Below are 22,729 nucleotides of genomic sequence, written 5' to 3' on the forward strand. Positions count from 1 at the left end.
TACTGGCAGCGACTCTCGTTGCTGACCGCATCAGGAGAGTGAATGCGCTACTACACGTTGCGGGAGGAGTTGAGCGCGGGGTCGAGGTGGACAGGGGGCTACGACCTTGGTCGCCAGTGGCAGTTGCCCGGCGTCGAGTGCTCCACCTGCGGCGTCGCTTGGGGAGGGGGCGGGTACGACTACCCGACGGTCGACCTGTCCGGGCTCGCTGGCTCGGAGGATTTCGCTCGCCCACGGTGCGAGCCCTGGGCCGAATTCTCGGCCCTGAGGGAACGCGTGCTGCCCTTGGTGCCAACTGGCTCCTTGGTGGGCCCTGGCGCGGGATTCGGGCCGCTGACGGGACGGGCTCGTGGTCGCTTCGCGCCTGTCGTCATCCACATGCCTTGGATCCTCCTCCTCCGCCCAGAGGTGATGTCGCGGCTCGAGGGGTTCTCAGGTGCTGTCCCGGTCCCCACTCGATTCAAGGGGACTCGTGGCGCGGAGTTGGTCGAACTTGAGGTCTTGCCTGGGGGGAGAATCGCGGGCGCGGAGGCTCACGAGCCTTGCGGAACCTGTGGCCGGACGACCTTCGTGCGGCCTCCGCTCGGAAAGTTGCGCGTCGCCGATATCCCCGCGGTCGACTTTGCCCGACCCAGTGCGAGTCTCGTTGTCTGCAGCGAGCGCGTCATCGAGAGGTTGGCGCGAGAGCTGAGCGAGTCGGAGGTGGTCGCGGTGGACGTCGGCGATGGGTCTTCGGAATCACCAGGAGGCACACGAAGTGCCTCCCGGTGATTCCTGTCACGGACTTCGGCTCAGGCGCTGACGCCCACGCCGATGGGGCAGCTCACTCCAGTGCCACCCAGACCGCAGTACCCGCCGGGGTTCTTCTCCAGGTACTGCTGATGGTAGTCCTCGGCGAAGTAGTACTCGGGCGCAGGGATGATTTCGGTGGTGATGGTGTCCAGGCCCTTCGCGGTGAGCGCCTTCTGGTACGCGTCCCCGCTTGCCTCGGCGGTGCGCTTCTGGGACTCGCTCGTGGTGTAGATACCGGAGCGGTACTGCGTGCCCTCGTCGTTGCCCTGGCGCATGCCCTGCGTCGGGTTGTGGCTCTCCCAGAAGACGCGCAGCAGCTGCTCGTAGCTGAGCTTCTTCGGGTCGAACACCACGCGGACCACCTCGTTGTGGCCTGTCATCCCGCTGCACACCTCGCGGTACGTGGGGTTGGGCGTCACGCCCCCCGCATAACCCACGGACGTGCTGTAGACGCCGGGCGTCTGCCAGAACTTGCGCTCGGCGCCCCAGAAGCAGCCCAGGCCGAAGATGGCGACCTCGTGGCCCTCTGGAACGGGCCCCTTCAACGGGGTGCCCAGCACCTCGTGCTTGGGGGGAACGGACATCTCCTCCGTACGGCCCGGCAGCGCCTCGGCCGGGGACGGCATCCGCAGCTTCTTGGTGGAGTTGAAGAACATGCCCTAGGAATAGCCTCCCGCCCGTCTGGTTTCACCCCTAGAAGGAGCAGGCGGCCAAACAGGCGGTGTTGGGGCCACAGGCCCTCCGCCAGGGTAGGACCGCCTGCCCCGCTGAAATAGGGTCTCCCACCGCATGCGCCTCCCCACCGCCACGGCCTTGTTGTGTCTCGTTCCCTCCCTCGCGCTCGCTGGGGCTGACTCCCCCTGCCGCCCCAGCCGCTTCTCCGAAAAGGAGATGAAGGGCGCCTCCGCCCAGGCGCGTCATGCCGCGTATGTACAGGCATGTGCGCTCGACGAAGTGGTGGAGCTGACGAAGCAGCTGGTGCGCTTCAAGACGGTCAGCAGCGAGCTGCCACCCGCCAAGAACCCCGACATCGCCGCCATGGGCCGCTTCCTCCAGAAGTGGGCCAAGGAGCATGGCCTGGCGTACCGCTCCGTGGGCGGCAACGACGTGTTCGAGCTGTCCTGGGGCCAGGGCGCTCCGACGCTGGGCCTCGTCTTCCACGGCGACGTGGTCCCCGCCCCCGCGCACGAGTGGAAGCGCCCGCCCTTCGAGCCCTACGTCCAGGACGGCCGCCTGTTCGGCCGGGGCGTGGAGGACGACAAGGGGCCGCTCGCGTCCGCGCTGGTGGCCGTCGAATACGCGCGGCGGCTCGGGCTGAAGCCCCAGGGCAAGGTGCTCGTCATCGTCGGCAACGGCGAGGAGAGCGACTGGTCCGGCATGACGAAGTACGCGGCCACCGAGCCGAAGCCCACGCACGTCATCTCCGTGGACTCGGGCTACCCCGTCGTCGCCGCGCAGTCCGGCTTCGTCGCGTGGAACCTCGTCGCGCCCGTGGGGCCGGCGCTGAAGTCCTCCAAGGTCGCGCTGCGTCCAGTGGACGTGAAGGCCGGCGAGTTCCTCACGCAGGTGCCCGGCACGGCCACGCTGAAGCTGCTGCCTGGTGAGGAGGGCTCGCTCGTCGTCGCCCTGGAGACCGTCCGGAGCGCCGTCGCCGAGGAGCAGCGGGCGCGCACCGGGCTGAAGGCGGACGTGAAGGAGGAGGGTGGGGCGGTGGTGCTCACCATCCACGGCAAGGCGGTGCATGCCTCCATCGCCGACGAGGGAAACAACGCGCTGTGGGGCCTGTCCGGTGTCGCGGCGCGGCTGCTCATGGAGGACAACGGCATCGCCGCCATGCTGCACGTGCTGGCCAGGCGCTTCGACCTCGACCACCACGGCGAGAAGCTGGGCCTCGTGTACGCGGACGACGGGCTGATGGGGACGCTCATCGTCGCGCCCACCGTGCTGCGCGTGGCGGATGGCAAGGTGAATCTGGGCGTCAACATGCGCCGTCCCCGAGGCAAGGACGCGGCGGAGTTCAACGCCTCGCTGGACCACGCCGCGGCGCGGGTGGAGCAGGACTCCGGAGGCCGCGTGAAGGAGGCCGGAGAGCGCTACGTGGGAGACGCGCACGTGGCTGACACGTCCGGGCCGCTCGTCACCACGCTGCTGGACATCTACAAGCGCCACAAGAACGTCCCGGACGCGAAGGCGACGTCCGTGCGCGGCGGCACCTACGCGCGCCTGTTCCCCAAGGCCGTGGACTTCGGCCCCGGCTTCCCGGGCGAGGAGTACACCGGCCACGCGCCCGACGAGTCCATCTCATTGCAGAGCCTGGATCTGGGCACGCGCATGCTCGCGGAGGCCGTCCACACGCTGGCCCTCACGCCTGTCGCCACCACTCCGGGGAAGTGACGGCTACGTCCGGAGCGCGACCTTCGCGCGAGGCCAGTACACGCGGAACGTGGTGCCCTCCTCCTCCGAGGAGCGCACCTCCACGCGGCCCCCGTGCGCGCGGGCAATCTGGTGGACGATGTAGAGCCCCAGGCCCAGGCTGCGCTGCTTCTGGTACGTCGACGTGGACTCGGACATCGCCACCGGCGTCTTGAACGGGTCGAAGATGCGCGGCAGCAGCTCCGGGGGAATGGGCTCACCCCGGTTGTGCACCTCCAGCACCACGTCGTGGGCCTCTCCGCGCACGGCGGTGTACACCGGCGTGTCGCCGCCGCCGTGCTGGAGCGCGTTGGACACCAGGTTTCCCAGCACCTGCGCCACCCGGTCCGGGTCCCAGTCGCCCGACGTGTCTCCCGAGGACTCGAACAGGAGCGGACGCCCCGGGTGGCTCACCTGGAGCTCCTCCAACGTCCCCTGACACACGTCCCCCAGGTTCATCGGCTGGGGCGAGACGGGGATGCCCTCACCCAGCTTGCTGCGCGCGAAGTCGAGGATGTCCGTAATCATGCGCCCCATGCGCCCGGCGGACTTGCGGATGCGCTCCACCGCGCGGCGCTCCGGCGCCTCCAGGTCCTCCGCGCGCGCGAGCTGGAAGGCCGAGGCGCCAATGGCGTTGAGCGGGTTGCGCAGGTCATGCCCCAGCACGGCGAGGAGCTGCTCCCGGAAGTCCACCGCCCGCTGGAGCGCGGCCTCCGCCTGCTTGTGTTCGGTGATGTCCACCAAGGCGCAGCCCAGGCCCAACAACCCCGAGCCCGAGGGCTCACGCACCGGATAGAAGGTCACCTGCCAGATGTGTCTGCCTTTCTGGGGCACCAGCGCGGGCGGCGTGGCGAACTCGAAGGCCTGCAGGGGCTCACCCGTCCGCAGCACCTGCCACAGCAAGGGCTCCATCAGGTCAGCGACCTCCGTGGGCTGCATCTGCCGGAAGGTCCGGCCCAGGTGGGCCTCGGGTGGGAAGCCGTTGATGTTCGCCAGCGTCTGGTTGATGCGCAGGTAGCGCAGCTCGTGGTCCAGGTAGGCCATGCCCATGGGCGTGGCCTCCAGCAGCGCGTCCAGCAGCGCCAGCGAGCGCTGGGCCTCCACGCGCGCGTCGCGCTCCATGTCCTGGAGCCGTGCCTGGAGGATGTACGCGGCGGCGCGCTGACACATGGTGCGAAACAGCAGCAGGTCCGCGTCGGAGAAGCCGAAGGACGTGCGCGAGCCCAGGTACGCCACGCCCAACAGCCGCGTGCCTTCCACCAGAGGTACGCCGTAGGCGGCGCGCAGCCCCACCTCGCGCAGCACCGGCAACACCACGCGCGAGTCCGTGGAGGCCGAGCGCACCGCCATCGGCTCGCGCGTCACGGCGACCTCGCCCATGATGCCCTCGCCCAGGGCCACCGAGCTGCCCAGGGCCGTGTCGCCGCCCAGCCCCACCGCGGCGCGCACCACCAGGCGGGGGCCCTCCAGCATCATCACGCCCGCGGAGTCCACCGAGAGCGTCGACTCCATCACCACGTTGAGCAGGCGCGCGAGGAGCGCGTCCACCGGAGGGCTGTCCAGCGTGGCCTGCGCCATGCGGTCCAGGGCCTGGAGGCCGCGCTGACGCTCCTCCGCGAACCGCTGCACGGTGCGCACCACCGTCCTGTCCAACACGCCCTCCATGCGCTCCAGCTCTCCCGGAGCCAGGGGCCGGGACTGGGCCTCCAGCCTCCGGAGGATGCACTTGCGCAAGAGCGCGAACTCGGACACCACCTCGCCCACGTCGAAGCCCTGGTTCAGCCTCACCACCGCGTGCTCGTCCGCCAGCGCGATGTCGGGGCACTGCTCCCCCTGCTCGAGCGCGTCCGCCAGCGCCACGAGCAGTCCCGGCATGTGGTCCAGGAGCCACGAGGGCTTCTCCCCCACGCCGATGTGCAGCGCGTGCATCGCATGCTCCCACTCCGTCAGGAGCTCCTCTCGACTCGCGCGCAGGAAGTCCGACGCCTTGAGCGGTGTTTCCCGCTCGGGCTCATCGTGCCGTGATTCCGGCTCCAGCATCACCGACCTCCTGAGGCCCCGCCCGCTCGCGCCTCCGCCCCGATTCCAATCTGCGCACTCGGGCAGTTGGATGTATGTACGGGCCCCCTTTTTGGGGGGAGGCGCGGGCTCGAGGGCCGCCCCGAGCCCTCGTCGTCCGAGGGGCCCGCGCGGCGCTCGCCGGAGTCGTTCGTGGCTCCCCGTTGGACGAGGTGTGCGTCCGTCCACCGGCAATCGCTTGGCCCCGGGGGGTGATGTCAGGGGCTGGCGGAGCGCACGCGCTCGGTTAGGGTGGGCCGCAGATGCGCACCCTCTTGCTGACCCGCTCCGACGTGATTCGCAACCTCCAGGCCCTCATCCTGTTGGAGGACTTGCGGGAGGCCTTCCGCACCGATGCCCTGGCGCGCACCGTGGCGCCCCAGCGCGTGCGGGTGGCGCTGCACGCCGAGGGCACCGCGCTGGCGCTCCTCCCCGGCTGTCTGCCCGGCATCCCCGCGTACACGGTGAAGGTGCACGCGAAGTTCCCCGCGAGCACTCCGGCCATCCAGGGTGTGGTGCACCTGAACGACCTGGCCACGGGCGAGCTGATGGCGGTGATGGACTCCGGCCACCTGACGGCGGTGCGCACGGGGGTGATGGGGGCGCTGGCGGCGGACGTGCTGGCGCGGCGGGACGCGAGCCGGGTGGCCATCATCGGCGCGGGCGCGCAGGCGGTGAAGCAAATCAAGTCGCTGCGGCTGGTGCGCTCGCTGTCCCACGTGCGCGTCTACGACACGGACCCCACGCGCTCGTTCGCCTTCGCCACGCGGATGTACCAGGAGCTGAACCTGCCGGTGCGGCCCGAGGACTCCGTGGCGGACGCGGTGGCGGACGCGGACATCATCATCGCCGCGACATGGAGCCGGCAGCCCTTCCTCCATCCCGGCATGGTGAAGCCGGGCACGCACATCACCACGCTGGGCGCGGACGAGCCGGGCAAGGCGGAGGTGTCCGCGGAGCTGCTGCGGCAGGCGCGCTTCATCTGCGACCACCGGGGCCTGTCCGTCGCGAGCGGCGCGGTGGGCAACGTGGGGCTGGGCGAGGACGCCATCCACGCGGAGCTGGGTGAGGTGATTGCCGGACTGAAGCCGGGCCGGACGTCGCCCGAGGAGGTGACGGTGTTCGGCGCGGTGGGGCTGCCCTTCCAGGACCTGGCCGCCGCGTGGCACGTGTATCAAGCCGCGCAGGGTGACGACGCCATCCAGGGCATGGACTTCGGCGCATGAGGGCCTGGGACTCGCTCATGTCGCGGTTGGGACTCACGCGGCCGGAGCTGCGCGCGTGGGCGATGTACGACTGGGCGAACTCCGCCTACGTCACCACCGTCATCGCGGTGGTGTTCCCCATCTATTACGCCACCGTCGCGTCGAAGGGGCTGGAGCGCGAGGTGGCCACCAGCCGCTTCGCCGCCGTCACCGCCGTGGCGCTGGGCACGGTGGCGGTGCTGTCGCCGGTGCTGGGCGCGCTGAGCGACAGGGCGGGCCGGCTCAAGACGCTGCTGGGCGTGTTCCTCGCGCTGGGGCTCGTGTCCACGCTGGGGCTCGCCGGCGTGGGGCAGGGCGACTGGGTCTGGGCGCTGGTGTGCTTCGGCGTGGGCAACGTGGGGGTGACGGGCAGCATCGTCTTCTCCGACGCGCTGCTTCGTCACATCGCCAAGGACGAGGAGCTGGACCGGGTGTCCACCGCGGGCTACGCGCTGGGCTATCTGGGAGGCGGGCTGCTGTTGGCCGCGCAGCTCGTGTTGCTGGTGAAGCCCGGTTGGTTCGGACTGCCGAACGCGGCGGCGGCCTCGCGCGTGTCCTTCGTGACGGTGGCGCTGTGGTGGGGCGCGTTCTCGGTGCCGCTGTTCCTGCGCGTCCCCGAGCCCCGGCCTTCCAGTGGCGCGCCCCCGCCGCGAATGTCGCTCACCGGCGTCTTCTCCCAGCTCTCGGAGACGCTGCGCGCGCTGCGGAAGTATCGACAGGCCATGCTGCTGCTCGTGGCGTACCTGCTCTACAGCGACGGCATCGGCACCATCATCCGCCTGTCCACGCTGTATGGGACGGAGCTGGGAATCGGCCAGGGCGCGCTGATGGGAGCGCTCTTGCTGACGCAGGCGGTGGGAGTGCCGTGCGCGGTGCTGTTCGGCCGCGCGGCGTCGAAAGTCGGCGCGAAGCCGGCGCTGATGTTCGCGCTGGCGGTGTACGTGGTGGTGACGTTCCTGGGCTACTTCATGAGCTCGCCCGCGCACTTCTACGCGCTGGCCCTGCTGGTGGGCATGGTGCAGGGCGGGAGCCAGGCGCTGAGCCGCTCGCTGTTCGCGCAGATGATTCCCCGGCACCGCGCGGCGGAGATGTTCGGCCTGTTCAGCGTCTTCGAGAAGGTGACGGCGGTGGCGGGCCCGCTGGTGTTCGCGGCCACGGTGGAGCTGACGGGCTCCAGTCGCCTGGCGGTGTTGTCACTGCTCGCCTTCTTCGGCTCGGGCGCCGCGGTGCTGTGGCGCGTGGACGTGGAGACAGGCCGGCGCGCGGCGCGCGAGTCCGAGGCTCAAGCGGGCTGGAATGATGCCCCGCTGACGACCGCCGCACCCGGAGCCGCGCGCGCGGACTGACGCGGGCTCAGTGCTCGACGGGGGGCACCTCGCGAGGCGCGGAGAAGAGGCTGTCGCGTCCATGGCGCAGCACCACTTCTCCGTGGAGGACCTCTGTCACGTCGTCGAAGGACACCACGAAGTCGTGGCGCCGCAGCAGGCCCTTCTCCACGACGAGCTCCTTCTCCGTGATGTCGATGATGCGGCCGATGGCATGGCCATCATTGCCGCGGACCTTCATTCCCTTGTGAATCTCAGCTCGGCTGAACATGGGAACTCCCTGGGGGCGTGCGTGGGACAGGCCCCTCCACGCGAAGCTGGGGAGTGAGTTCGTTTCTGGCAGCGCCCGCACGGTGAGACGGCCCCTCGGAGACTTTGCGGGAGACGGCTGCCCCCGTGACTCGGCGCCCGGTCGTGCGGGAGGGGTCCTCACACGACGCGCTGTTTCAGAGGGAGCAGGCGACCGGCGATGTCCCGTGGGAATGCGCCCGCTCGCGAGCCGCCGGTTGCGCTCGCGCTCGCCCGTCCCCATCGGTGAAAGGGTCTTCGTTGAGACAAGCGAGTCGTCCCGGGAAGGAAGCGTGGATGCGACGCATCGCCGACTATGCCCTCCTGGGTGACTGTCATTCCGCCGCGCTGGTGGGGCGGGATGGCTCCATCGACTGGGCCTGCTTCCCTCGCTTCGATGCGCCCTCGGTCTTCTGCCGCATCCTGGACGAGCAGCGGGGCGGCAGCTTCTGCTTGTCACCGGTGGGGCACTTCACCGCCACGCGCGCCTACGTGGAGGACACCAACGTCCTGGCCACCACCTTCACCACGCCGCGCGGAGTGCTGGAGGTGGTGGACTGCATGCCCGTGTCGGCTGGCGGCGCCTCGGGTGGCACGAGTGTGAGCACGCGTCATGCGCTGCTGCGACGCGTGCGCTGTCTCGCGGGCGAGGTCCGGGTGCGTGTGGTGGTGGCCCCGCGCTTCGAATATGGCTCCTTCACCCCTCGCGTGCGGCTGACGTCCTGGCGCACCGCTGAAGTCGTGGGTGGCGCGGACGCGCTGTGGGTGTCGTCCACGCGTCCCCTCATCGCGCAAGAGTCCTCCCTGCGCGCCCGCTGGCTGCTGCGCGCCGGAGACGAGGCGTGGATTGAGGCCGCGTGGACGCCGTCCTTCGTCGAGCGGGCGCCCGAGAAGGCGCCGGACCTCCACGACTTCCATCGCCGCATGGAGGACACGCTCACCTTCTGGCGGACGTGGATTGGCCGCTGCTCGTACCAGGGCGCGCACCTGAGGGCGGTGCGACGCTCGGCGCTCACGCTGAAGGCGCTCACCTATGCGCCCACCGGGGCGCTCGTGGCCGCGCCCACCACGTCACTGCCCGAGGAACTCGGCGGCACGCGCAACTGGGACTATCGCTTCACCTGGTTGCGGGACGCGTCGCTGACGCTCATCTCGCTCCTGGTGCTGGGCTACCGCGAAGAGGCGGATGCCTTCCGACACTGGCTGCGGCGCACCAGCGCGGGGCGCGCGGAGGACGTACAAATCATGTACGGCATCCAGGGCCACCGCCTGCTGCCCGAGGTGGAGCTGAGTCACCTGGCCGGACACGCGGGCTCGCGGCCGGTGCGCATCGGCAATGGCGCGGCGAAGCAACTCCAGCTCGACGTGTCAGGCGAGCTGCTGGAGGCGAGCTGGCTGTACGCGCGCGCGGGCGGGCTGGTGACGTCCACCAACTGGGCCTTCCTCTCCGGGCTGGTGGAGGAGGTGTGTCGGCGCTGGCGACAGCCGGACCAGGGACTGTGGGAGATGCGGGACGAGCCCCGGCACTTCATCCACTCGAAGCTCCTGTGCTGGGTGGCGTTGGACAGGGGACTGCGACTGGCGCAGGAGCGAGGCTTCCCCGTGCCCCTGGTGCGCTGGGCCCGGGAGCGCGCGGAGCTGCGGCGCTACCTCATGGAGTGCGCGGTGGACGGGTGGTTTCCCCAGGCGCGGGGCTCGAGCGCGGCGGATGCGTCCACCTTGCTGGTGCCCGCCCTGGGCTTCCTTCCCCTGGCGCATCCGCTGGTGCGCGGCACGGTCCAGAAGGTGCGTGAGCGGCTGGAGTCGGGCGGGCTCCTGTATCGCTACCTCGCGCCGGATGGCCTGTCGGGCGGAGAGGGCGCCTTCCTGCTGTGCTCCTTCTGGCTGGTGGACGTGCTGGCCCATGAGGGGAAATGGGAGGAGGCGGAGGCGCTGCTGTCGCGGCTCCTGGGCCTGGCCAACGACGTGGGGCTGTACGCGGAGGAGGCTGTCCCCGTCACCGGTGAGGCGCTGGGCAACTTCCCCCAGGCCTTCACCCACATGGCGCTGGTGTCTTCGTGCGCGCAGCTCTCCGCGGTCCGCGCGCTGGAGCAGCGGCGTCCACCCGAGCAGGCTCGCGACTTCGCGGCGGTCGCCCTGGAGTCCCTCTTGAAGTCGCGACGACGGGGCGACGAAGCGCGTGGGTCTGCCCAGGTCTCGTCTCCAGCCGTCGAGTCGGAGGCCCCGGCGCTCCACTGAGAGGGCGCCTGCCTGGGTGCTCGCCCGGTATCCGAACGGAGGAGCCGGGCCCGTGGTCGCTCGCCGGAGCGTGTCCATCTTCGCCCTGGGGAGGTGCGCATGGTCGTCGGCTTCATGGCATCGCGAACGGGACGTTGGCTGCGTATCGTGACGGGTTCCTGCCTGGTGCTGGGCGGGCTGCGGGCCGGGACAGCCCGGGGCGCCGCGGTGGCCCTGTTGGGACTGGGGCCCCTGGTCGCCGCGTCACTGGACCTGGTGTTGCTGGGGCCGCTCTTCGGCCTCCCCATGCGCGGCTCGGAGCTCCGCCGCGAGCTGGGCGTCGCGGAGGATGCCTCGCTGCTCAATGGCCACCGGCGCCCGTCCTCGCGCACCAACCCGATGCTGCTCCACTGACGAGCGGCCCGCGCCGTGTCACGAGGCGCGGGCGCTCAGCTCTTCCCGACCTGGAAGGGGATGTCGAGCGTCCCCAGTGACTCGCCGCTGTTCGCGTCCACGGGGCGCGCCTGGAGCACGACGCCGTTCTCCCGGCCGGTGACGACCTGGAAGTAGATGAAGCCCTGCACGGTGCCGCCGTTGGCGAGCGTGCCTTCGGGCAGCGCCTTCTGGAGCATGTCCCGCGTGGGCAGGGGCTCCTCGCATTGGTAGGTCGTGTAGGGGCCCGGGTAGTACGGGCCGTAGCCGCCGTAGCCCGGGTAGAAGGGATTGCCCCAGGCGCCGCGTGGCCCGTAGCCGTAGCCGGAGCGCCAGCCAGGTCCCGCGCCGATGTACACGGAGCCTCCTCCCGAGCCACCCGTGCCCTCCAGCCTCCCCTGCGTCGAGGAGGACGACACCGCCGACTGTCGCAGGGTGAAGGGCGGCAGCGCGGAGTAGCTGAAGCGCGACTCGGTGCCGACGAGCGTGAAGTCCTCGTAGCGGATGCGCAGCGTCTTGCCGCTCTGGTTCTCCAGGCGGACATAGACGGGCGTGAGGGTGCGCTCCAGGTTGGAGGGGCTGCCCTTCCACGCGGAGCCGTCCGCTACCAGCGTCACCCCCGAGGCTTTCGCGACGGCGGTGTCCTTGTCTCCCTGGAGGACCTGAGCCTCCATCGAGGGTTTGAGATTCGATTCGGTGACACAGCCTGCCGCCAGCAACAGCGTGGCGACGGGCACGAGCGCGCGCATGAGAGGCCTCCTTCTGTTCGAAGGTAGGCAGCGGCAAGAGATGGGGTGCGCGCGGAAGCGGCGCCACCCTGGAACGTCACCAGGGGGCGCGGGGCCTCACTGTCCGGCAGGCGGGGTGGGCTCGGCGGCCGCGTGCGGCCAGGCGGGCGAGGTGAGCGCGCTCCAGTCCTGTTTGCGCGCCCAGTCCTCGAACGTGTGCCAGTGCAGGTCCGGATAGCTGTGGCGCAGCGTGAGGATGTCCGCGTGGTAGCCCACCCTGTCCAGCCACTCGTACATGGCCGCGAGGTCCTCGCTGCGCTCGCGGATGAAGTCGAGTGGGAGCTGCTCGAAGTGGATGCGATGGCCGCTCACCATCGACAGGAGGCCCGCCGCCTGCTGGCCCGTCACCTCGTCCGAGGCCACGTCGATGCGCTGGTCCGCGTGGCGCTCGGCGTCCTCCAGCACCCGGACCGCGAAGGCGGCCAGGTCGTTCGTCGACACCAGCTGGAGCCCTCGCGAGGGAGGCAATCCGAAGGCGAGCACACCCGCTCGCAGGCCCTCCTGGAACATGGGGCTGGTGAGGTTCTCCATGAAGAACGTGGGCCCGAGGATGGTGAAGGGCAGGCCACTGCGGCGCACGTGCAGCTCCACCCGGTGCTTGCTGTCGAAGTGGGGGATGCCCGTCAGCCGGTCCGCGCCCGCCACCGAGGTGTAGACGAAGTGTTTCACCTCGGCGAGCCGCGCGGCGTCCACCTGGTTCATGCCGTGGCGTATCTCCGACTCCACGCCCGCCTCGAAGGGGGTGGCCATGGCGTAGAACGCGTCCACGCTCTCCGCGGCCCGGGTGAGGGCGGCCACGTCGTCGAAGTCACCCACGGCCAGCTCGACGCCCAGCGACTCCAGCGAGCGCGCGGCGGGTGACTGGGGTTGGCGGACATAGGCGACGACGCGGTGTCCGCGGTGGAGGAGGTGGCGAGCCACGGCGCCGCCCTGGTTACCGGTGGCGCCTGTGACGAGCACGGAGAGGGAGTGAGCCCTGGGCATGTGTGAACCTCGCGACAGACAGGTCTGCTGGATGTCGGGAAGTTGGGGACGATGGGGGGCGCTGGCGAGCGTGGGACAGAGGCCGCCCGTGCCCCTGGTCGGGCCCGCCGGGCTGGAGGGCAGGCGTGCGTTGGAGGTGTCGTCAGCCCCCCGCGCATGCCATGTTCCCGCCCGCCCATGAGCAAGCGAGACAAACCGCAGGACTCCGCGCTGGTCGAGGCCGCCCGCTTCCTTGACGAGGGACTGGAGCGCTTCGAGGCCCTGGCGCAACAACTCCAGGACGCTCCGCTCCAGGCGGAGAAGCACCTGGAGCGCGCCTCCTCCACCCTGAAGGCCCTGGCCGACATGGACGAGGAGCTCCGCGCCCGTGTCTCCTCGCTGGTGGGGGCCATCTCCCAGGTGCGGGACAGGCAGCAGGCCCAGGCCGAGGCCGTGAGCGCGCGCGCGCAGGAGCTCCAGGCGCGCACCGAGATTTTCAAGGACCTGCTCGTGCGCTACGGCGCGCTGGGGCAGAGCGCCGGTGAGCTGAACGTGCGGATGCAGGAGTTCGCCGCCCAGCGCCAGAGCGCGAAGTCCCCGGAGGAGCAGGCCGCGCTGGGCGTGACGTTCCAGTCGCTCCAGGACCGCATGTCGGAGGTGGCCGAGGAGGCGCACTCGCTGAGCCAGGCGGCCGAGCAGAGCGAGTTCAACGACATCGCCCGGCAGGCGGACTCGCTGCGCCAGCAGTTGTTGTCCGCGCGCAACAAGATGACGCTGCTCCAGAAGAGCTTCACCGGCGGCTGATGCGCGCGCGGTGGGTCAGCTGAGGTAGGTGGGGGCGAACTCTTCCGGACTGTCGATGGGACGTCGCCCCGAGAAGCCGTCGTACATCCCGTGCCAGTGCGAGACGGCGGCCTCGCCGATGCGCCAGCACAGATAGACGGGCTCGTCCCCGCGGTGGGCTCGGAAGTCGACGAGCCCCAGCGCGCCTTTGATTTCCAGGCCCATCTCGTGGAAGTGGTGCAGCTCCCCGCGGACCTTCTCGAGCAGGGCGTCGCGCTCCTCGCGCAGCGACTCCTGGTTCGACAGGGCCTTGCCCTCGGGGGTGCCCAGGGTCTCCACGAGCTGTTGCACGCGCTCCACCCAGGGGCGGATGTTCTCGAAGGTGCGGCTGAGCAGCGGCACCAGTCGGTTGGCTTCGTCCACGCTGAAGTAACGCATGGACGGGGAGCATGCAGTGGTCCGCCGCGTCGCCGCCATCGCTGGTTTTCAGGAGCGGGGACAACCGCACGGAGCGGGCTCGCGTGTGGAGACGGGACGACGCTCAGCCGCGCAGCAGGGAGGTGTGGTTGTCCTGCAGCCAGCGTTGGGCGGTGTCTCGTAGCGGGAAGGTGTCTTCGCGCTGAAGGAACGCGGGCGAGTGGCCCGGAGCGCAGCGTCCCTCGGCGTCGAGGCTGGAGCCGCCCTCTTCGTGGAGGTCGGCGTGCAGCATTGAATGGAAGACGAGGTAGTCCACGACGAAGGCGGGGACAGTCGGGCGGTCCAGCGCGGGGTGGATGCGAATCTCCCGCAGGCGCGCGTCGTAGCCGCCCAGGTGGATGGTGCGCCGACGTCCCTTGGTGGGGCGCCGCGCCCAGCCGATGTCCACGCGCACGCGGCCGTCGAACCAGTCCGCGTTGAGGCGTGACTGCACGGCGCGCAGGTCGAAGCAGCGGCCCCGGGTGCGCAGGGCCTTGCCGGGCCGGCGCTCGCGGCGCACGAGGCCCTGGCGCTCGTGGGCGTAGGCTTCGAGCAGGGCACCGGCGCTCGCGTCGGACCGGACGGCATAGCGGGCGATGGCGCGCACGATGTCGTCGGGGGCTTCGAGGAAGAGGTGGTGCACGCGCAGCCGCAAGCCCTGGGCGACGCGGCGGAAGCTGACCAGCGTGGCGCGGTTGTCCGTGAGTCGCAGGTGGACGGGGGCGCCCAGCTCCACGGCCAATCGGCGGGCGAGGCTCGCGGCCTGGAGCAGGGCTTCTTCCCGCTCGGGCAGGCGGCGGGCGAGGCTCGCGGCCTGGAGCAGCGCTTCCTCACGCTCGGTGGCGGGCTCGTCGTGCTCGGAGAGGGGTGACTCGGTGGTCGTCGCGTCATCCTCGGCGAAGTGGGGCGAGGACAATGGCTCCTCGTGCTCGGCGAAGCGGGGCGAGGAGAATGGCTCGTCGTGCTCGGCGAAGCGGGGCTCGGTAGCCGCCCCGTCATCCTCGGAGAAGCGCGGCTTGGGCGCGGGCGCCCGTGCGAGGCTGGGCTGGGACGTCGACGCGGGTCGTTCGGTCCGCACCGTGTCGAACAGGCCGAGCTGTGAGGGGGGGACTCCCATCGCGCCCCGAAGGTATGCCTCCGGAGGGGGCGGTTGCCAGGGGAACGCTCACCTGCCCGGTCACCATTCGACACGCGGGCTTCCGTCGCTAGCCGCGTCGGGTGCGGAAAGGGCCCTTCACTTCGTACGTGACGCCGCGCCTGTCCGAGCCTCGCTGTGAGCTGAAGTAGAGCCGCTTGCCATCCGGGCTGAACGCCGCGCCCGCCAGCTCCGAGCCCTCGTGCCCCACCACCTGCAGGAACGGCGTCACCTTCCGGTCCGGCGTCAGCAGGCACATCTGCAGGTCATCCCCGTCCTCGCAGATGAACAGCTCACGCGCCTGCGACACGGTGACGTTGTCCACGCCGCGCAGGGGCGCGTTCGGATAGGTGGCCTCGTCGTAGAGCACCTCCAGCCGGCTCGTCAGCGGCGTGAAGGCCCACACGCGGTTGTCGTGCTTCGTGGTGAAGTACACCACGCCACCGTCGTACCAGCAGCCTTCACCCCCGGGGAACGCGGTGGTCTCCCGCGCCGCCGCCTGCATCGCGGCCGGAGTCTGGGGCGACACGGGCACCCACTGCACCGTTGCTCCCGTGCGCAGGTCCCCCGACACGCGAGCCGCCTCCAGCGTGCCCTCCTCGAGCGAGGGCCACTTCGCCGAAGTGAAGCGGTACAGGCGACCGGTGGGCGTGTCCTCCGTGAGGTAGAGCCTCCGGCCCAGCGGGTCCACGGCCACCGCCTCGTGCGTGAACGCCCCCAGCGCGGGCCGCGCGACTCCCTGCCCCGGGCGCGACGGCTCACACTCCCAGACGAGCCCCTGTCGATGCTCCTCGCAGGACAACCAGGTCCCCCACGGCGTGGGGCCTCCCGCGCAGTTGACGTGCGTGCCGGAGAGGATGCGCCACGCGCCGGTGATGTCGCCCTTCGCGTCGAAGCGCACCGAAGACACTCCGCCATCCGGTGACGTCTCGCTGTTGCACGCGTAGATCCAGCCACCGTCCGGCTGCGCGAAGCAGGCGCCACCATCCGGCGCCATGTGCCACGCATAATCCGTCCCAGGCACCAGGTCTCCACTGCGAGCGATGACGCGGGACGTGAAGCCCCGAGGCAGTCGGAGTCCCTGGGCATCCGGGCTGTCCGCCAGCGGCCCGTAGGGGCTCTCGCCCGTGCTCGGCGTGGCTGGCGCGGCGTACACGTTGCGCCAGAAGCCGAGGCTCCCCAGGGCCAGCGTGCTGCCCCCCAGGGCGGAGAATCGCAGGAAGTGACGGCGGTGCATGACCCGCGTTGTCTCGCAGGTCCCGCTCCAGGGGAAGCGCTTCGGAGTCACGAGCCGCCCCGGCCTCCCTCCACCCCAAGCAACCGGGCTCAGCGGCCCGATTGCAGGTAGCTCACGCGGAAGGACTCCTCCACGGTGCTCTCGGTGACATGGGCCTCCACCAGCTCGTAGCCCATCAGCGCGAAGATGCGCTCCCGATAGAAGATGGGACGCGCGTTGCCGTACCAGTCCGTGCACGACTTCACGCACGCGTCATCACCCGTCTCCACCGAAGCGCCCAGCGAGCCCAGCGTCGTCAGCTCCAGCTCCGGGTCCACCCGCACGAAGGACACCTCCGCGGAGCCGTAGCGCAGCTGGCTCCACGTCCCTCCCTCGTACCGCAGCGGGAGCCCCATCACCCCGCCCCCCGTGCCGTCCGGCTTGAAGAAGAACCCATGGCTGCGCGACTCGCCCTGCGTCGCTCCGGCGCGCAGCAGCGTGCTCCGTAACTCAGGGCCTCCTTCTCCGAGCTTCACCGAGGTGAGCCGCAGGCCCGACCTGTTCTCGCCCACCACCAGCGCGCCGCCCGTGCCCAGCGGCTCCAGGCGCGTCACCGTGTGGCCCAGCGACAGCCGGTGCAAGTCCCTGGGAGCGCGCACGTCCGTCACCCACACGGCGCGCTCGCCCGGCGTGGAGTCGTCGTCGAACGCCGCGCCCGAGCCCCACAGCACATGGTTCCCCACGAAGCGATTCTGGAGCGTGCCCTCGATGGGGCCGGGAAGCGTGGTGAAGTCCCCGGCGCGAAGGCCGGTCAGCTCCGAAGAGAACGCATCCAGCGGCGCGCGCAGCAGCGCGAAGCGACCGTCGCCCCGGGCGAACTCGGGGCCCCACATCGAGTCGCCCTGGCCCGCCGCCACAAGCATCACATCCAGGTGTCCATCCTCGTTCTGCCGGAAGGAGAACTGGTCCACCGGGCCGCCGCGCGCGAGGAGGGCTCCGGGCTCGCCGCCGTCCAACGGCAGCCGGTACACCACGGAGTCGCGCGGCGTCTTCGAGTCGTACTTTTCACCCTCCACCGTCCACGACTCGTAGCTCGGACTGACCCAGAGGTACACCGCGTCGCGCGACATGTAGAAGCTCCGTGCGCGGGGCGCCATCAGCGCGGTCGCGGTGCAGGTGAGCTCCGGTGAGTTCAAGTCACAGCGCACCACCGTGTGCAGCATGGGCCACAGCGTCGTCTGCACGGGCTTGAAGACATCGCCGCGCGAGAGGATGGGGCGCGGGGGCAGCCGCTCGTCGGTGCGAAACCATCGCTCCGTCGACGGCATCCGCAGCGGCTCCTTGTAGGGATTCGGCGACGATGGGTAGTACGGCAGATAGAAGAAGAGGGTGCCGTCCACCAGCCGGCTCGCGTAGTTGCGGCCGGAGTAATAGTCGCCGGAGTCCAAGAACTGCGTGCCCTCATGGGTGAGCCCCCCCGCGTCATCCATGCGGAACACGCCAAGCTCCGTGGCGCGCATGGTGTAGCTGTAGCCCATGACGACGATGCGACGGCCCGACACGAGCATCTCGTCGTACCAGGTGCCCAGCGTGAGTCCCGGCGCGTAGGCGTCCACCTGTCCCACCGGCTCCAGGGCGCCCTCCGTCTGTCTCACGGTGAAGAGCCGGCCCCGGCGCAGCACCACGAACCAGTCCCCCACGGCCTTGACGATGTCGCCCTCGTCGACGCCCGCCTCCTGGTTGTTGGTGATGGAGGGCTCCTCCGCCCCAGGCGCCGGCGCGGGGGAGTCGTCGCCGCTGGCACCACCACAGCCGACGACGGGGCCACCGCCCGAGAACAGGGCAGTTCGAATATCCTGGACCAGCCTCGCGTGGGCATCGAACGCCTGCTCCGACCCGAAGCGCTCCAGCCGCGTGAAGGTGATGGCGGCGACCTCCGCGCGAGTCATCGGTCGGTCCTTCGAGGGACAGGCCGAGACGACGAGGACGAGCAGCAGACCTGTGAGGAGGTGACGCGGCCGGAGGCGGGGTGGGCGCATGGGGTGCACCCCTGAGCAAGGCCCATACCAGGGGTGTCTGCCCTGTCTTCCGAGGGAAGGAAGCCCGCACCGGAGCCGGGACACCCGCGCGGACACGACGCGCGTGTCAGGGATACGGGGGGCTCACGACTCGCGGCACAGCCGGTCCACGCGGCCCAGCAGGGTGGGCAGGCGGGAGGGGCCGTGCATGCGCTGGACGTGCTCGGCGGCGGTGGCGGAGCCGAGGCCCACGGCGGTGACGAAGAGGGGGCGCTGGCTCTGGCCGCGCAGCACGGGCAGGGCCACGTCGCTGGAGTGGAAGGACGTCTTGGCCACGCCGATGACGGGCACCGCGCGCCCGAGCGCCTCGTACAGGTGCGCGCCCAGGCCGGGCTTGTCCTCGCCGAGCCACACGTAGCCGTCGACGACGATGGCCTCCAGCGGCTCCGGCACCAGGGCGAGCACGCGCAAGAGGTGTGGCAGCTCACGGCGGTAGAACTGGCCGGGCTCATAGGCCGCCGCGGGAGGGCCCCGGTCCACGTGGTGCGTGGTCTCCGAGGCATCGGCCCAATCGCGAAACAGGACGCACGCGGCCACGGTGACGTCATCGCGGTAGTCCACGTCCACGCAGGCGAGCATCGTCATCTCCTCGGGAGAACGGCCCCCGGCTGACGCGGAGGCGTCTGGTCGGCTGACGTCGCGGGCAGGCCTCAGTCGGCGTCGTACGTCGCCAGGTCCACCTGCGCGGCGCGCAGCTGCTCCAGCACCGCGTCCGAGGGCCAACCCGTGGTGCGGTAGCGCGGCGGCCACAGCTCCGGCATCGGCGCGAGGTACGCGGAGGCCAGCCGCTTCACGTCGGGGAAGGTCACCATGAAGAAGTCCTCCCCGCCCGCCTGGATGGCCACGACCTCCGTCTCCGGCAGCATCGTGTCCACGTCCTTGCTCCAGCTGGACCAGCTGATGGGCCGGCCGTCCTTCTCGCGGGACAGGGCGCCGAAGCTGGCGACGAATACGTCCACGTCCTCCGCTTCGTGCTGGGCCTCCAGCACCTGCTTCTGGGTGGCGTACTCGCCCATGGCGAAGCGCAGGTGGCCCCGGCGCACCAGCTGCGCGAGCTCGTCGTCCCCGGCGCGGCGGTACGGCACCACGCGCCCGGCGTCGTCCACGGTGTAGAGCGCGGGAGAGATGCCGCGCGTGCTGGCGTCGTGCTCGCGCTCGGCGAGCGTGCACATCCGCTTGAGCATGTCCGGGTCCCCGTCACCGGCGATGACGAGCGTGGAGCGCGTGGGGATGACGGCGATGGGGCGGCCCTTCACGCGGTCGGCGAAGGACGCGAGGAAGCCCGGGTGCAGCAGGCGCGACGCCTCATAGGTGTCATTGGAGTCCACGGACCAGAGCGGACTTGGCTGCTCCTCTTGAAGCTCCACGCCGGACTCGTGGATGAGGTCCAGGTTGGAGAAGGCCGACTCGAAGGCCTCCTCCGCTGAGACGCCCCACTCCTTCAGGTGGTCCTGCTGCAGGTACATGGTGGCGTCGGGCAGGTCCAACACCAGCAGCTCGCGCAGGAAGGGCATGGTGCGCCGCTCCACCATGGGGCGCGGGCGAATCTCTCCCGGTGGCGCCATCAGGCCGAACGTCGCCGAGCGCACCACGGGCAGGAGCTTCTCCTGCGCCTCCTCCCACGAGAGCTTGCCCCTGCTCTCCCCGGCGAAGGCCGCCAGGAAGCGACGGATTTGCTGGGCGCGCTCGTCGGGAGACACCTCGCGCGTCTCCGCGAAGAGGTTGTCCAGGTACATCTGGACGACCTCCCCGCTCTTCAAGAACCGCAGGCCGTAGTCATCCGGCAACCGGGTGACTTCAGTCACCGTGGGGACGGTCTTCAGCACCGCCTCCACCTCGCGCTGCAGGTACTCGCGAGGGCTGACCGACTCAGGCGGGCTCGCCGATGACTCCGAGCCCGCCTTCTCCAGACCGAAAAGCTTCTTCCAGAAACCCATGCGGGCTTCCTTACTACAGCCCCAGGTACTTGAGCAGCGCTCCCATGTCCGCGTCTGAGAGGGATTCCAGGCTGTACGCGGGCATGTTGCCGCCAATGTGGAAGAACTGGCCGTGTCTCACTTTCTCGATGACGACGAGTGAGTGGGGAATCCCAGGGAACAGCTCATCGTAGTCGTGAGTCACTTCCGGGAGGATGGAGGCCATCTCGGTCAGCCGTCCGTCTCCGGTGTGAATCGCGCCGTGACACTCCTGGCAGGCGGCTTGATACACGACCTGTCCCCGCTCCGTGCTTCCGCGAGGGACCTCCTGGATGTCCTTCACCACCGTGTACGGCAGCGCGGGGGCCGTGGCGTCCGGACTGATGCTCACCAGGTACTCATACAGCGCGCGACTCTGGGGCGAGTCTTCCGGCAGCTTCTGCACGCCGCGCATGAAGTTGACGTAGCAGAAGTTCACCGCGTCCAGCAGGTTCGTCTCGTAGCCGCCCCACCAGTTGGGACGCGAGGCCACGTTGTGGAGCGTGTAGCCGGAGTCCATCCGCCCGTTGAGCGCCGAGGGCGTCGTCGCGTGGCACGTCGCGCAGGAGAAGTCGTTGAACTGGCTCTCCGAGAAGCGTGCGTCGCGGAACAGCAGCTCACCGTACTCCGCCGCGCTCACCGGCTCCGTGTCACCGCAGGCGGACGCGAGGGTGACGAGCGCCACGAAGGGCAGCACCTTCCAGACCGCGTGGCTCATGGCTGCCCCCGGAGGATGCTCACCGAGTCGGGGAAGATGCCGACCTTCACCGTGTTCACCACCGTGCCCTGTGACACGTTCACCGAGTGCAGCGTGCCGGGGCGCACGCGGTCTCCCTCGCAGACCACGAGCACGTGGCTCTCGTCCGGGGTCAGCTTGGCCTGGTGCGCGTTGAGGCAGCCCGAGGGCGCAAGGTCTACCTCGCGCCGGATGAAGCCCGTGGCCGCGTCGATGATGGCCAGCGCCTCCACGCCTTGATACGGCATGTACAACGTCACCCCGTCCGCGCTGACGTCACCGAACATCGGCGAGCCCGCGAGGCGAATCTTCCGGGTCTCCTTCATGGTGTGCGTGCTCGCCTCGAGCACCTGCACCTCGCGGCTCGCCAGCGAGCTGACGAAGATATCTCCCGTGGTGGGCGACATCGTCAGCGCGTAGGGCTGGTGTCGGGGCGCCGTGGCGGTGCCCGGGTTGCTGGCCACCTTCACCAGATTGGGCTCCGAGCCTGGCGAGGTGAGGTCGACGATGGCCACCTCGTCGGACCAGCAGGCGATGTAGGCCGTGCGCTCGTCCGGAGACAGCCGGATGGCGTGCGGCGCGGGGCACACGGTCACCATGGCTTTGCGAGTCATCGTCTTCGCGTCGATGATGGCCAGCCGCGCGCGCATCTCCTGTTCGGTGCCTCCGCGACGCGCCACCTCCGCGATTTTCAGCGTGTCGAAGTGCGTCTGGTACAGCGTGTTCCCGTCCTTGCTGACGATGACGTCACCGGGGTTCGGGTCCACGCGCACCGAGCCCACCAGCCGGTTGTCGCGGGCATCCAGCTTCAAGCAGTAGCCATCATCGGCGCCGCTGCCGTGAGCGCCGTGAGGACCGGAGCCGCCGCCCGGCACGTAGTTGGAGATGCCGACGTAGTAGTGGCTCCCGTCCGGCGACACGGCGGTGTGGTGCGGCCCCTCCAGCTCCACCGGGTTGAGTCCCACCGGTACGCGCGCCAGCTCACGCCAGCCTGGGGACGTGGCGCCCTCCAGCTCCAGCAGGCTCAGCGTGTCGTCCAGGCTGTTGGTGATGAGCACGCGTCCACCGGGGCCCGGAGGCGGCACGCTCGAGCCCGACCCCCACGGCTCAGGGTGCGCGTACACCAGGTCTTCTGGCGGCTTCACGCCATCGAAGGGGCTCGAGTCCTCGCTGCAGGCCGCGAAGACGAGCCCCAGCGCACAGACCCACGCATGCCTCATGGCGCCTCCTGGATGCGGATGGTGACGGGCTGGGCCAGGGTGTAGGGGCCCTCGGTGATGCGGTTCTGGAGCAGGTACGCGCTCACCACCTGGACGGAGAGGTCCTGGCCGGCGCTCGCCTTGAGGGTGTCCCACGTCGCGACGTCGAGCTGCCACTCCAGATTGGACGTGAGCATCTCCACCGGGCACTCGCGGCCGGGCACCGTCACCTGCACCCAGTAGATGTCGCCGGTGAAGGGCGGCAGGTGCGCATGGGCGGTGGGCAGCACCCACTCACCCACGCGCGCGAGCATGGAGCGGGCCGTGTCGAAGGGACTCACCGGCACGGGGCGCGGCTGCGCGCTGGCCAGGGACGACGTCCAGGTCCACTTCGGCGGCGCGTCGCTGACGGAGTACCGGGTGCCCGGGGTGGGCAGCGCCAGCTGCGCGGCCTCCGTGCTGTCCGCGGGCTTGCCCTTCGCGTCGACGAGCGCGCGCCAGGCCTCGTCGGTGGCGTCACCGCCGTAGAGGGGCTCGCCGCACTTCGACTCCGGCTCCTTGTCGTCGTCGCCACAGGCCGTGGTCGTCAGGGAGAGCAGGGCGACCAGGGAGGAGGTCCAGAGCGTCTTTCGCGAAAGGGGCTTCATGGGGG

At 70.2% G+C, this 22,729-nt stretch carries 21 protein-coding genes; 7 read left to right on the forward strand and 14 right to left on the reverse strand.

Annotated features, from left to right (window positions below):
• Positions 1 to 42: 42 nt before the first annotated feature.
• Positions 43 to 771, forward strand: coding sequence for a SitI6 family double-CXXCG motif immunity protein (gene sitI6, locus ACN469_RS15460; protein ID WP_498768588.1), 729 nt, complete (start codon positions 43 to 45; stop codon positions 769 to 771).
• 20 nt (positions 772 to 791) lie between these two features.
• Here the strand turns inward: sitI6 and msrA are convergent, their stop codons facing one another.
• Positions 792 to 1,448: a peptide-methionine (S)-S-oxide reductase MsrA gene (gene msrA, locus ACN469_RS15465; protein WP_498768590.1), complete on the reverse strand. Its 657-nt coding sequence runs from the start codon at positions 1,446 to 1,448 to the stop codon at positions 792 to 794.
• Between the two features lie 235 nt (positions 1,449 to 1,683).
• Between msrA and ACN469_RS15470 the strand changes: the two genes are divergently transcribed.
• A complete protein-coding gene (locus ACN469_RS15470) occupies positions 1,684 to 3,186 on the forward strand; it encodes a Sapep family Mn(2+)-dependent dipeptidase (protein ID WP_498768592.1) in 1,503 nt (500 codons plus the stop codon).
• A gap of 3 nt (positions 3,187 to 3,189) precedes the next feature.
• Here the strand turns inward: ACN469_RS15470 and ACN469_RS15475 are convergent, their stop codons facing one another.
• Positions 3,190 to 5,244: an ATP-binding protein gene (locus tag ACN469_RS15475; protein WP_498768594.1), complete on the reverse strand. Its 2,055-nt coding sequence runs from the start codon at positions 5,242 to 5,244 to the stop codon at positions 3,190 to 3,192.
• A gap of 281 nt (positions 5,245 to 5,525) precedes the next feature.
• Here ACN469_RS15475 and ACN469_RS15480 point away from each other — a divergent pair, with 281 nt between their 5' ends.
• Both ACN469_RS15480 and ACN469_RS15485 read left to right on the forward strand, forming a co-directional pair.
• Positions 5,526 to 6,488 (forward strand): ornithine cyclodeaminase family protein, encoded by a 963-nt coding sequence (locus ACN469_RS15480; protein WP_498768596.1) that lies wholly within the window; start codon positions 5,526 to 5,528, stop codon positions 6,486 to 6,488.
• Entirely contained in the window at positions 6,485 to 7,852 is a 1,368-nt protein-coding gene (locus tag ACN469_RS15485) for an MFS transporter (RefSeq protein ID WP_498768598.1), read from the forward strand. The genes ACN469_RS15480 and ACN469_RS15485 overlap by 4 nt, the downstream gene beginning before the upstream one ends.
• 7 nt (positions 7,853 to 7,859) lie before the next feature.
• Here the strand turns inward: ACN469_RS15485 and ACN469_RS15490 are convergent, their stop codons facing one another.
• Positions 7,860 to 8,102 carry a hypothetical protein gene (locus tag ACN469_RS15490; protein WP_498768600.1) on the reverse strand — a complete coding sequence of 81 codons (243 nt, stop codon included), beginning with the start codon at positions 8,100 to 8,102 and terminating at the stop codon, positions 7,860 to 7,862.
• A gap of 314 nt (positions 8,103 to 8,416) precedes the next feature.
• Here ACN469_RS15490 and ACN469_RS15495 point away from each other — a divergent pair, with 314 nt between their 5' ends.
• Both ACN469_RS15495 and ACN469_RS15500 read left to right on the forward strand, forming a co-directional pair.
• Positions 8,417 to 10,357: a glycoside hydrolase family 15 protein gene (locus ACN469_RS15495; RefSeq protein WP_498768601.1), complete on the forward strand. Its 1,941-nt coding sequence runs from the start codon at positions 8,417 to 8,419 to the stop codon at positions 10,355 to 10,357.
• Between the two features lie 147 nt (positions 10,358 to 10,504).
• Positions 10,505 to 10,750: a hypothetical protein gene (locus ACN469_RS15500; RefSeq protein WP_498768602.1), complete on the forward strand. Its 246-nt coding sequence runs from the start codon at positions 10,505 to 10,507 to the stop codon at positions 10,748 to 10,750.
• A 35-nt stretch (positions 10,751 to 10,785) separates the two neighbouring features.
• On the opposite strand, the gene ACN469_RS15505 is transcribed toward ACN469_RS15500, so the two are convergent.
• Complete coding sequence (locus tag ACN469_RS15505; RefSeq protein ID WP_498768603.1) at positions 10,786 to 11,517, reverse strand: hypothetical protein; 732 nt, start codon at positions 11,515 to 11,517, stop codon at positions 10,786 to 10,788.
• 96 nt (positions 11,518 to 11,613) lie between these two features.
• Complete coding sequence (locus tag ACN469_RS15510; protein ID WP_498768604.1) at positions 11,614 to 12,540, reverse strand: NmrA/HSCARG family protein; 927 nt, start codon at positions 12,538 to 12,540, stop codon at positions 11,614 to 11,616.
• Between the two features lie 177 nt (positions 12,541 to 12,717).
• Between ACN469_RS15510 and ACN469_RS15515 the strand changes: the two genes are divergently transcribed.
• A complete protein-coding gene (locus ACN469_RS15515) occupies positions 12,718 to 13,323 on the forward strand; it encodes a hypothetical protein (protein ID WP_498768606.1) in 606 nt (201 codons plus the stop codon).
• 15 nt (positions 13,324 to 13,338) lie between these two features.
• Here ACN469_RS15515 and ACN469_RS15520 read toward each other — a convergent pair whose 3' ends face one another.
• The 9 genes from ACN469_RS15520 to ACN469_RS15560 all read right to left on the reverse strand — a co-directional run bounded on the left by ACN469_RS15520 (position 13,339) and on the right by ACN469_RS15560 (position 22,724).
• Complete coding sequence (locus ACN469_RS15520; RefSeq protein WP_498768608.1) at positions 13,339 to 13,740, reverse strand: DUF2203 domain-containing protein; 402 nt, start codon at positions 13,738 to 13,740, stop codon at positions 13,339 to 13,341.
• Positions 13,741 to 13,843: 103 nt separating this feature from the next.
• Positions 13,844 to 14,875 (reverse strand): hypothetical protein, encoded by a 1,032-nt coding sequence (locus tag ACN469_RS15525; protein ID WP_498768610.1) that lies wholly within the window; start codon positions 14,873 to 14,875, stop codon positions 13,844 to 13,846.
• Positions 14,876 to 14,963: 88 nt separating this feature from the next.
• Entirely contained in the window at positions 14,964 to 16,130 is a 1,167-nt protein-coding gene (locus tag ACN469_RS15530) for an alkaline phosphatase PhoX (protein WP_498768612.1), read from the reverse strand.
• Between the two features lie 89 nt (positions 16,131 to 16,219).
• Positions 16,220 to 18,148, reverse strand: a complete 1,929-nt coding sequence (locus ACN469_RS15535; protein ID WP_498768614.1) for a beta-propeller domain-containing protein — start codon at positions 18,146 to 18,148, stop codon at positions 16,220 to 16,222.
• Between the two features lie 123 nt (positions 18,149 to 18,271).
• Positions 18,272 to 18,772 (reverse strand): endonuclease V, encoded by a 501-nt coding sequence (locus ACN469_RS15540; protein ID WP_498768616.1) that lies wholly within the window; start codon positions 18,770 to 18,772, stop codon positions 18,272 to 18,274.
• A gap of 65 nt (positions 18,773 to 18,837) precedes the next feature.
• On the reverse strand, positions 18,838 to 20,124 hold the full coding sequence (locus ACN469_RS15545; protein ID WP_498768618.1) for a DUF1444 family protein: 1,287 nt from the start codon (positions 20,122 to 20,124) through the stop codon (positions 18,838 to 18,840).
• Positions 20,125 to 20,137: 13 nt separating this feature from the next.
• A complete protein-coding gene (locus tag ACN469_RS15550) occupies positions 20,138 to 20,860 on the reverse strand; it encodes a c-type cytochrome (RefSeq protein ID WP_498768620.1) in 723 nt (240 codons plus the stop codon).
• On the reverse strand, positions 20,857 to 22,098 hold the full coding sequence (locus ACN469_RS15555; protein ID WP_498768622.1) for a YncE family protein: 1,242 nt from the start codon (positions 22,096 to 22,098) through the stop codon (positions 20,857 to 20,859). Before ACN469_RS15555 ends, ACN469_RS15550 begins: the two co-directional genes overlap by 4 nt.
• Positions 22,095 to 22,724, reverse strand: coding sequence for a hypothetical protein (locus ACN469_RS15560; protein ID WP_498768624.1), 630 nt, complete (start codon positions 22,722 to 22,724; stop codon positions 22,095 to 22,097). Before ACN469_RS15560 ends, ACN469_RS15555 begins: the two co-directional genes overlap by 4 nt.
• Positions 22,725 to 22,729 lie beyond the last annotated feature (5 nt).

Origin of the sequence: Corallococcus terminator, from assembly GCF_049194865.1 — a bacterium.
GTDB lineage: Bacteria > Myxococcota > Myxococcia > Myxococcales > Myxococcaceae > Myxococcus > Myxococcus terminator_A.

Excerpts from the sequence above, each read along its gene's own strand:
- ACN469_RS15510 (WP_498768604.1), bottom strand. The coding sequence starts at position 12,540 with ATGCCCAGGGCTCACTCCCTCTCCGTGCTCGTCACAGGCGCCACCGGT.
- ACN469_RS15515 (WP_498768606.1), top strand. The coding sequence starts at position 12,718 with ATGAGCAAGCGAGACAAACCGCAGGACTCCGCGCTGGTCGAGGCCGCC.
- ACN469_RS15550 (WP_498768620.1), bottom strand. The coding sequence starts at position 20,860 with ATGAGCCACGCGGTCTGGAAGGTGCTGCCCTTCGTGGCGCTCGTCACC.
- ACN469_RS15555 (WP_498768622.1), bottom strand. The coding sequence starts at position 22,098 with ATGAGGCATGCGTGGGTCTGTGCGCTGGGGCTCGTCTTCGCGGCCTGC.
- ACN469_RS15505 (WP_498768603.1), bottom strand. The coding sequence starts at position 11,517 with ATGCGCGCGCTCGTGCCCGTCGCCACGCTGTTGCTGGCGGCAGGCTGT.
- ACN469_RS15560 (WP_498768624.1), bottom strand. The coding sequence starts at position 22,724 with ATGAAGCCCCTTTCGCGAAAGACGCTCTGGACCTCCTCCCTGGTCGCC.
- ACN469_RS15490 (WP_498768600.1), bottom strand. The coding sequence starts at position 8,102 with ATGTTCAGCCGAGCTGAGATTCACAAGGGAATGAAGGTCCGCGGCAAT.
- ACN469_RS15475 (WP_498768594.1), bottom strand. The coding sequence starts at position 5,244 with ATGCTGGAGCCGGAATCACGGCACGATGAGCCCGAGCGGGAAACACCG.
- sitI6 (WP_498768588.1), top strand. The coding sequence starts at position 43 with ATGCGCTACTACACGTTGCGGGAGGAGTTGAGCGCGGGGTCGAGGTGG.
- ACN469_RS15520 (WP_498768608.1), bottom strand. The coding sequence starts at position 13,740 with ATGCGTTACTTCAGCGTGGACGAAGCCAACCGACTGGTGCCGCTGCTC.
- ACN469_RS15525 (WP_498768610.1), bottom strand. The coding sequence starts at position 14,875 with ATGGGAGTCCCCCCCTCACAGCTCGGCCTGTTCGACACGGTGCGGACC.
- ACN469_RS15545 (WP_498768618.1), bottom strand. The coding sequence starts at position 20,124 with ATGGGTTTCTGGAAGAAGCTTTTCGGTCTGGAGAAGGCGGGCTCGGAG.
- ACN469_RS15535 (WP_498768614.1), bottom strand. The coding sequence starts at position 18,148 with ATGCGCCCACCCCGCCTCCGGCCGCGTCACCTCCTCACAGGTCTGCTG.
- ACN469_RS15530 (WP_498768612.1), bottom strand. The coding sequence starts at position 16,130 with ATGCACCGCCGTCACTTCCTGCGATTCTCCGCCCTGGGGGGCAGCACG.
- ACN469_RS15485 (WP_498768598.1), top strand. The coding sequence starts at position 6,485 with ATGAGGGCCTGGGACTCGCTCATGTCGCGGTTGGGACTCACGCGGCCG.
- ACN469_RS15495 (WP_498768601.1), top strand. The coding sequence starts at position 8,417 with ATGCGACGCATCGCCGACTATGCCCTCCTGGGTGACTGTCATTCCGCC.
- msrA (WP_498768590.1), bottom strand. The coding sequence starts at position 1,448 with ATGTTCTTCAACTCCACCAAGAAGCTGCGGATGCCGTCCCCGGCCGAG.
- ACN469_RS15540 (WP_498768616.1), bottom strand. The coding sequence starts at position 18,772 with ATGACGATGCTCGCCTGCGTGGACGTGGACTACCGCGATGACGTCACC.
- ACN469_RS15470 (WP_498768592.1), top strand. The coding sequence starts at position 1,684 with ATGAAGGGCGCCTCCGCCCAGGCGCGTCATGCCGCGTATGTACAGGCA.
- ACN469_RS15480 (WP_498768596.1), top strand. The coding sequence starts at position 5,526 with ATGCGCACCCTCTTGCTGACCCGCTCCGACGTGATTCGCAACCTCCAG.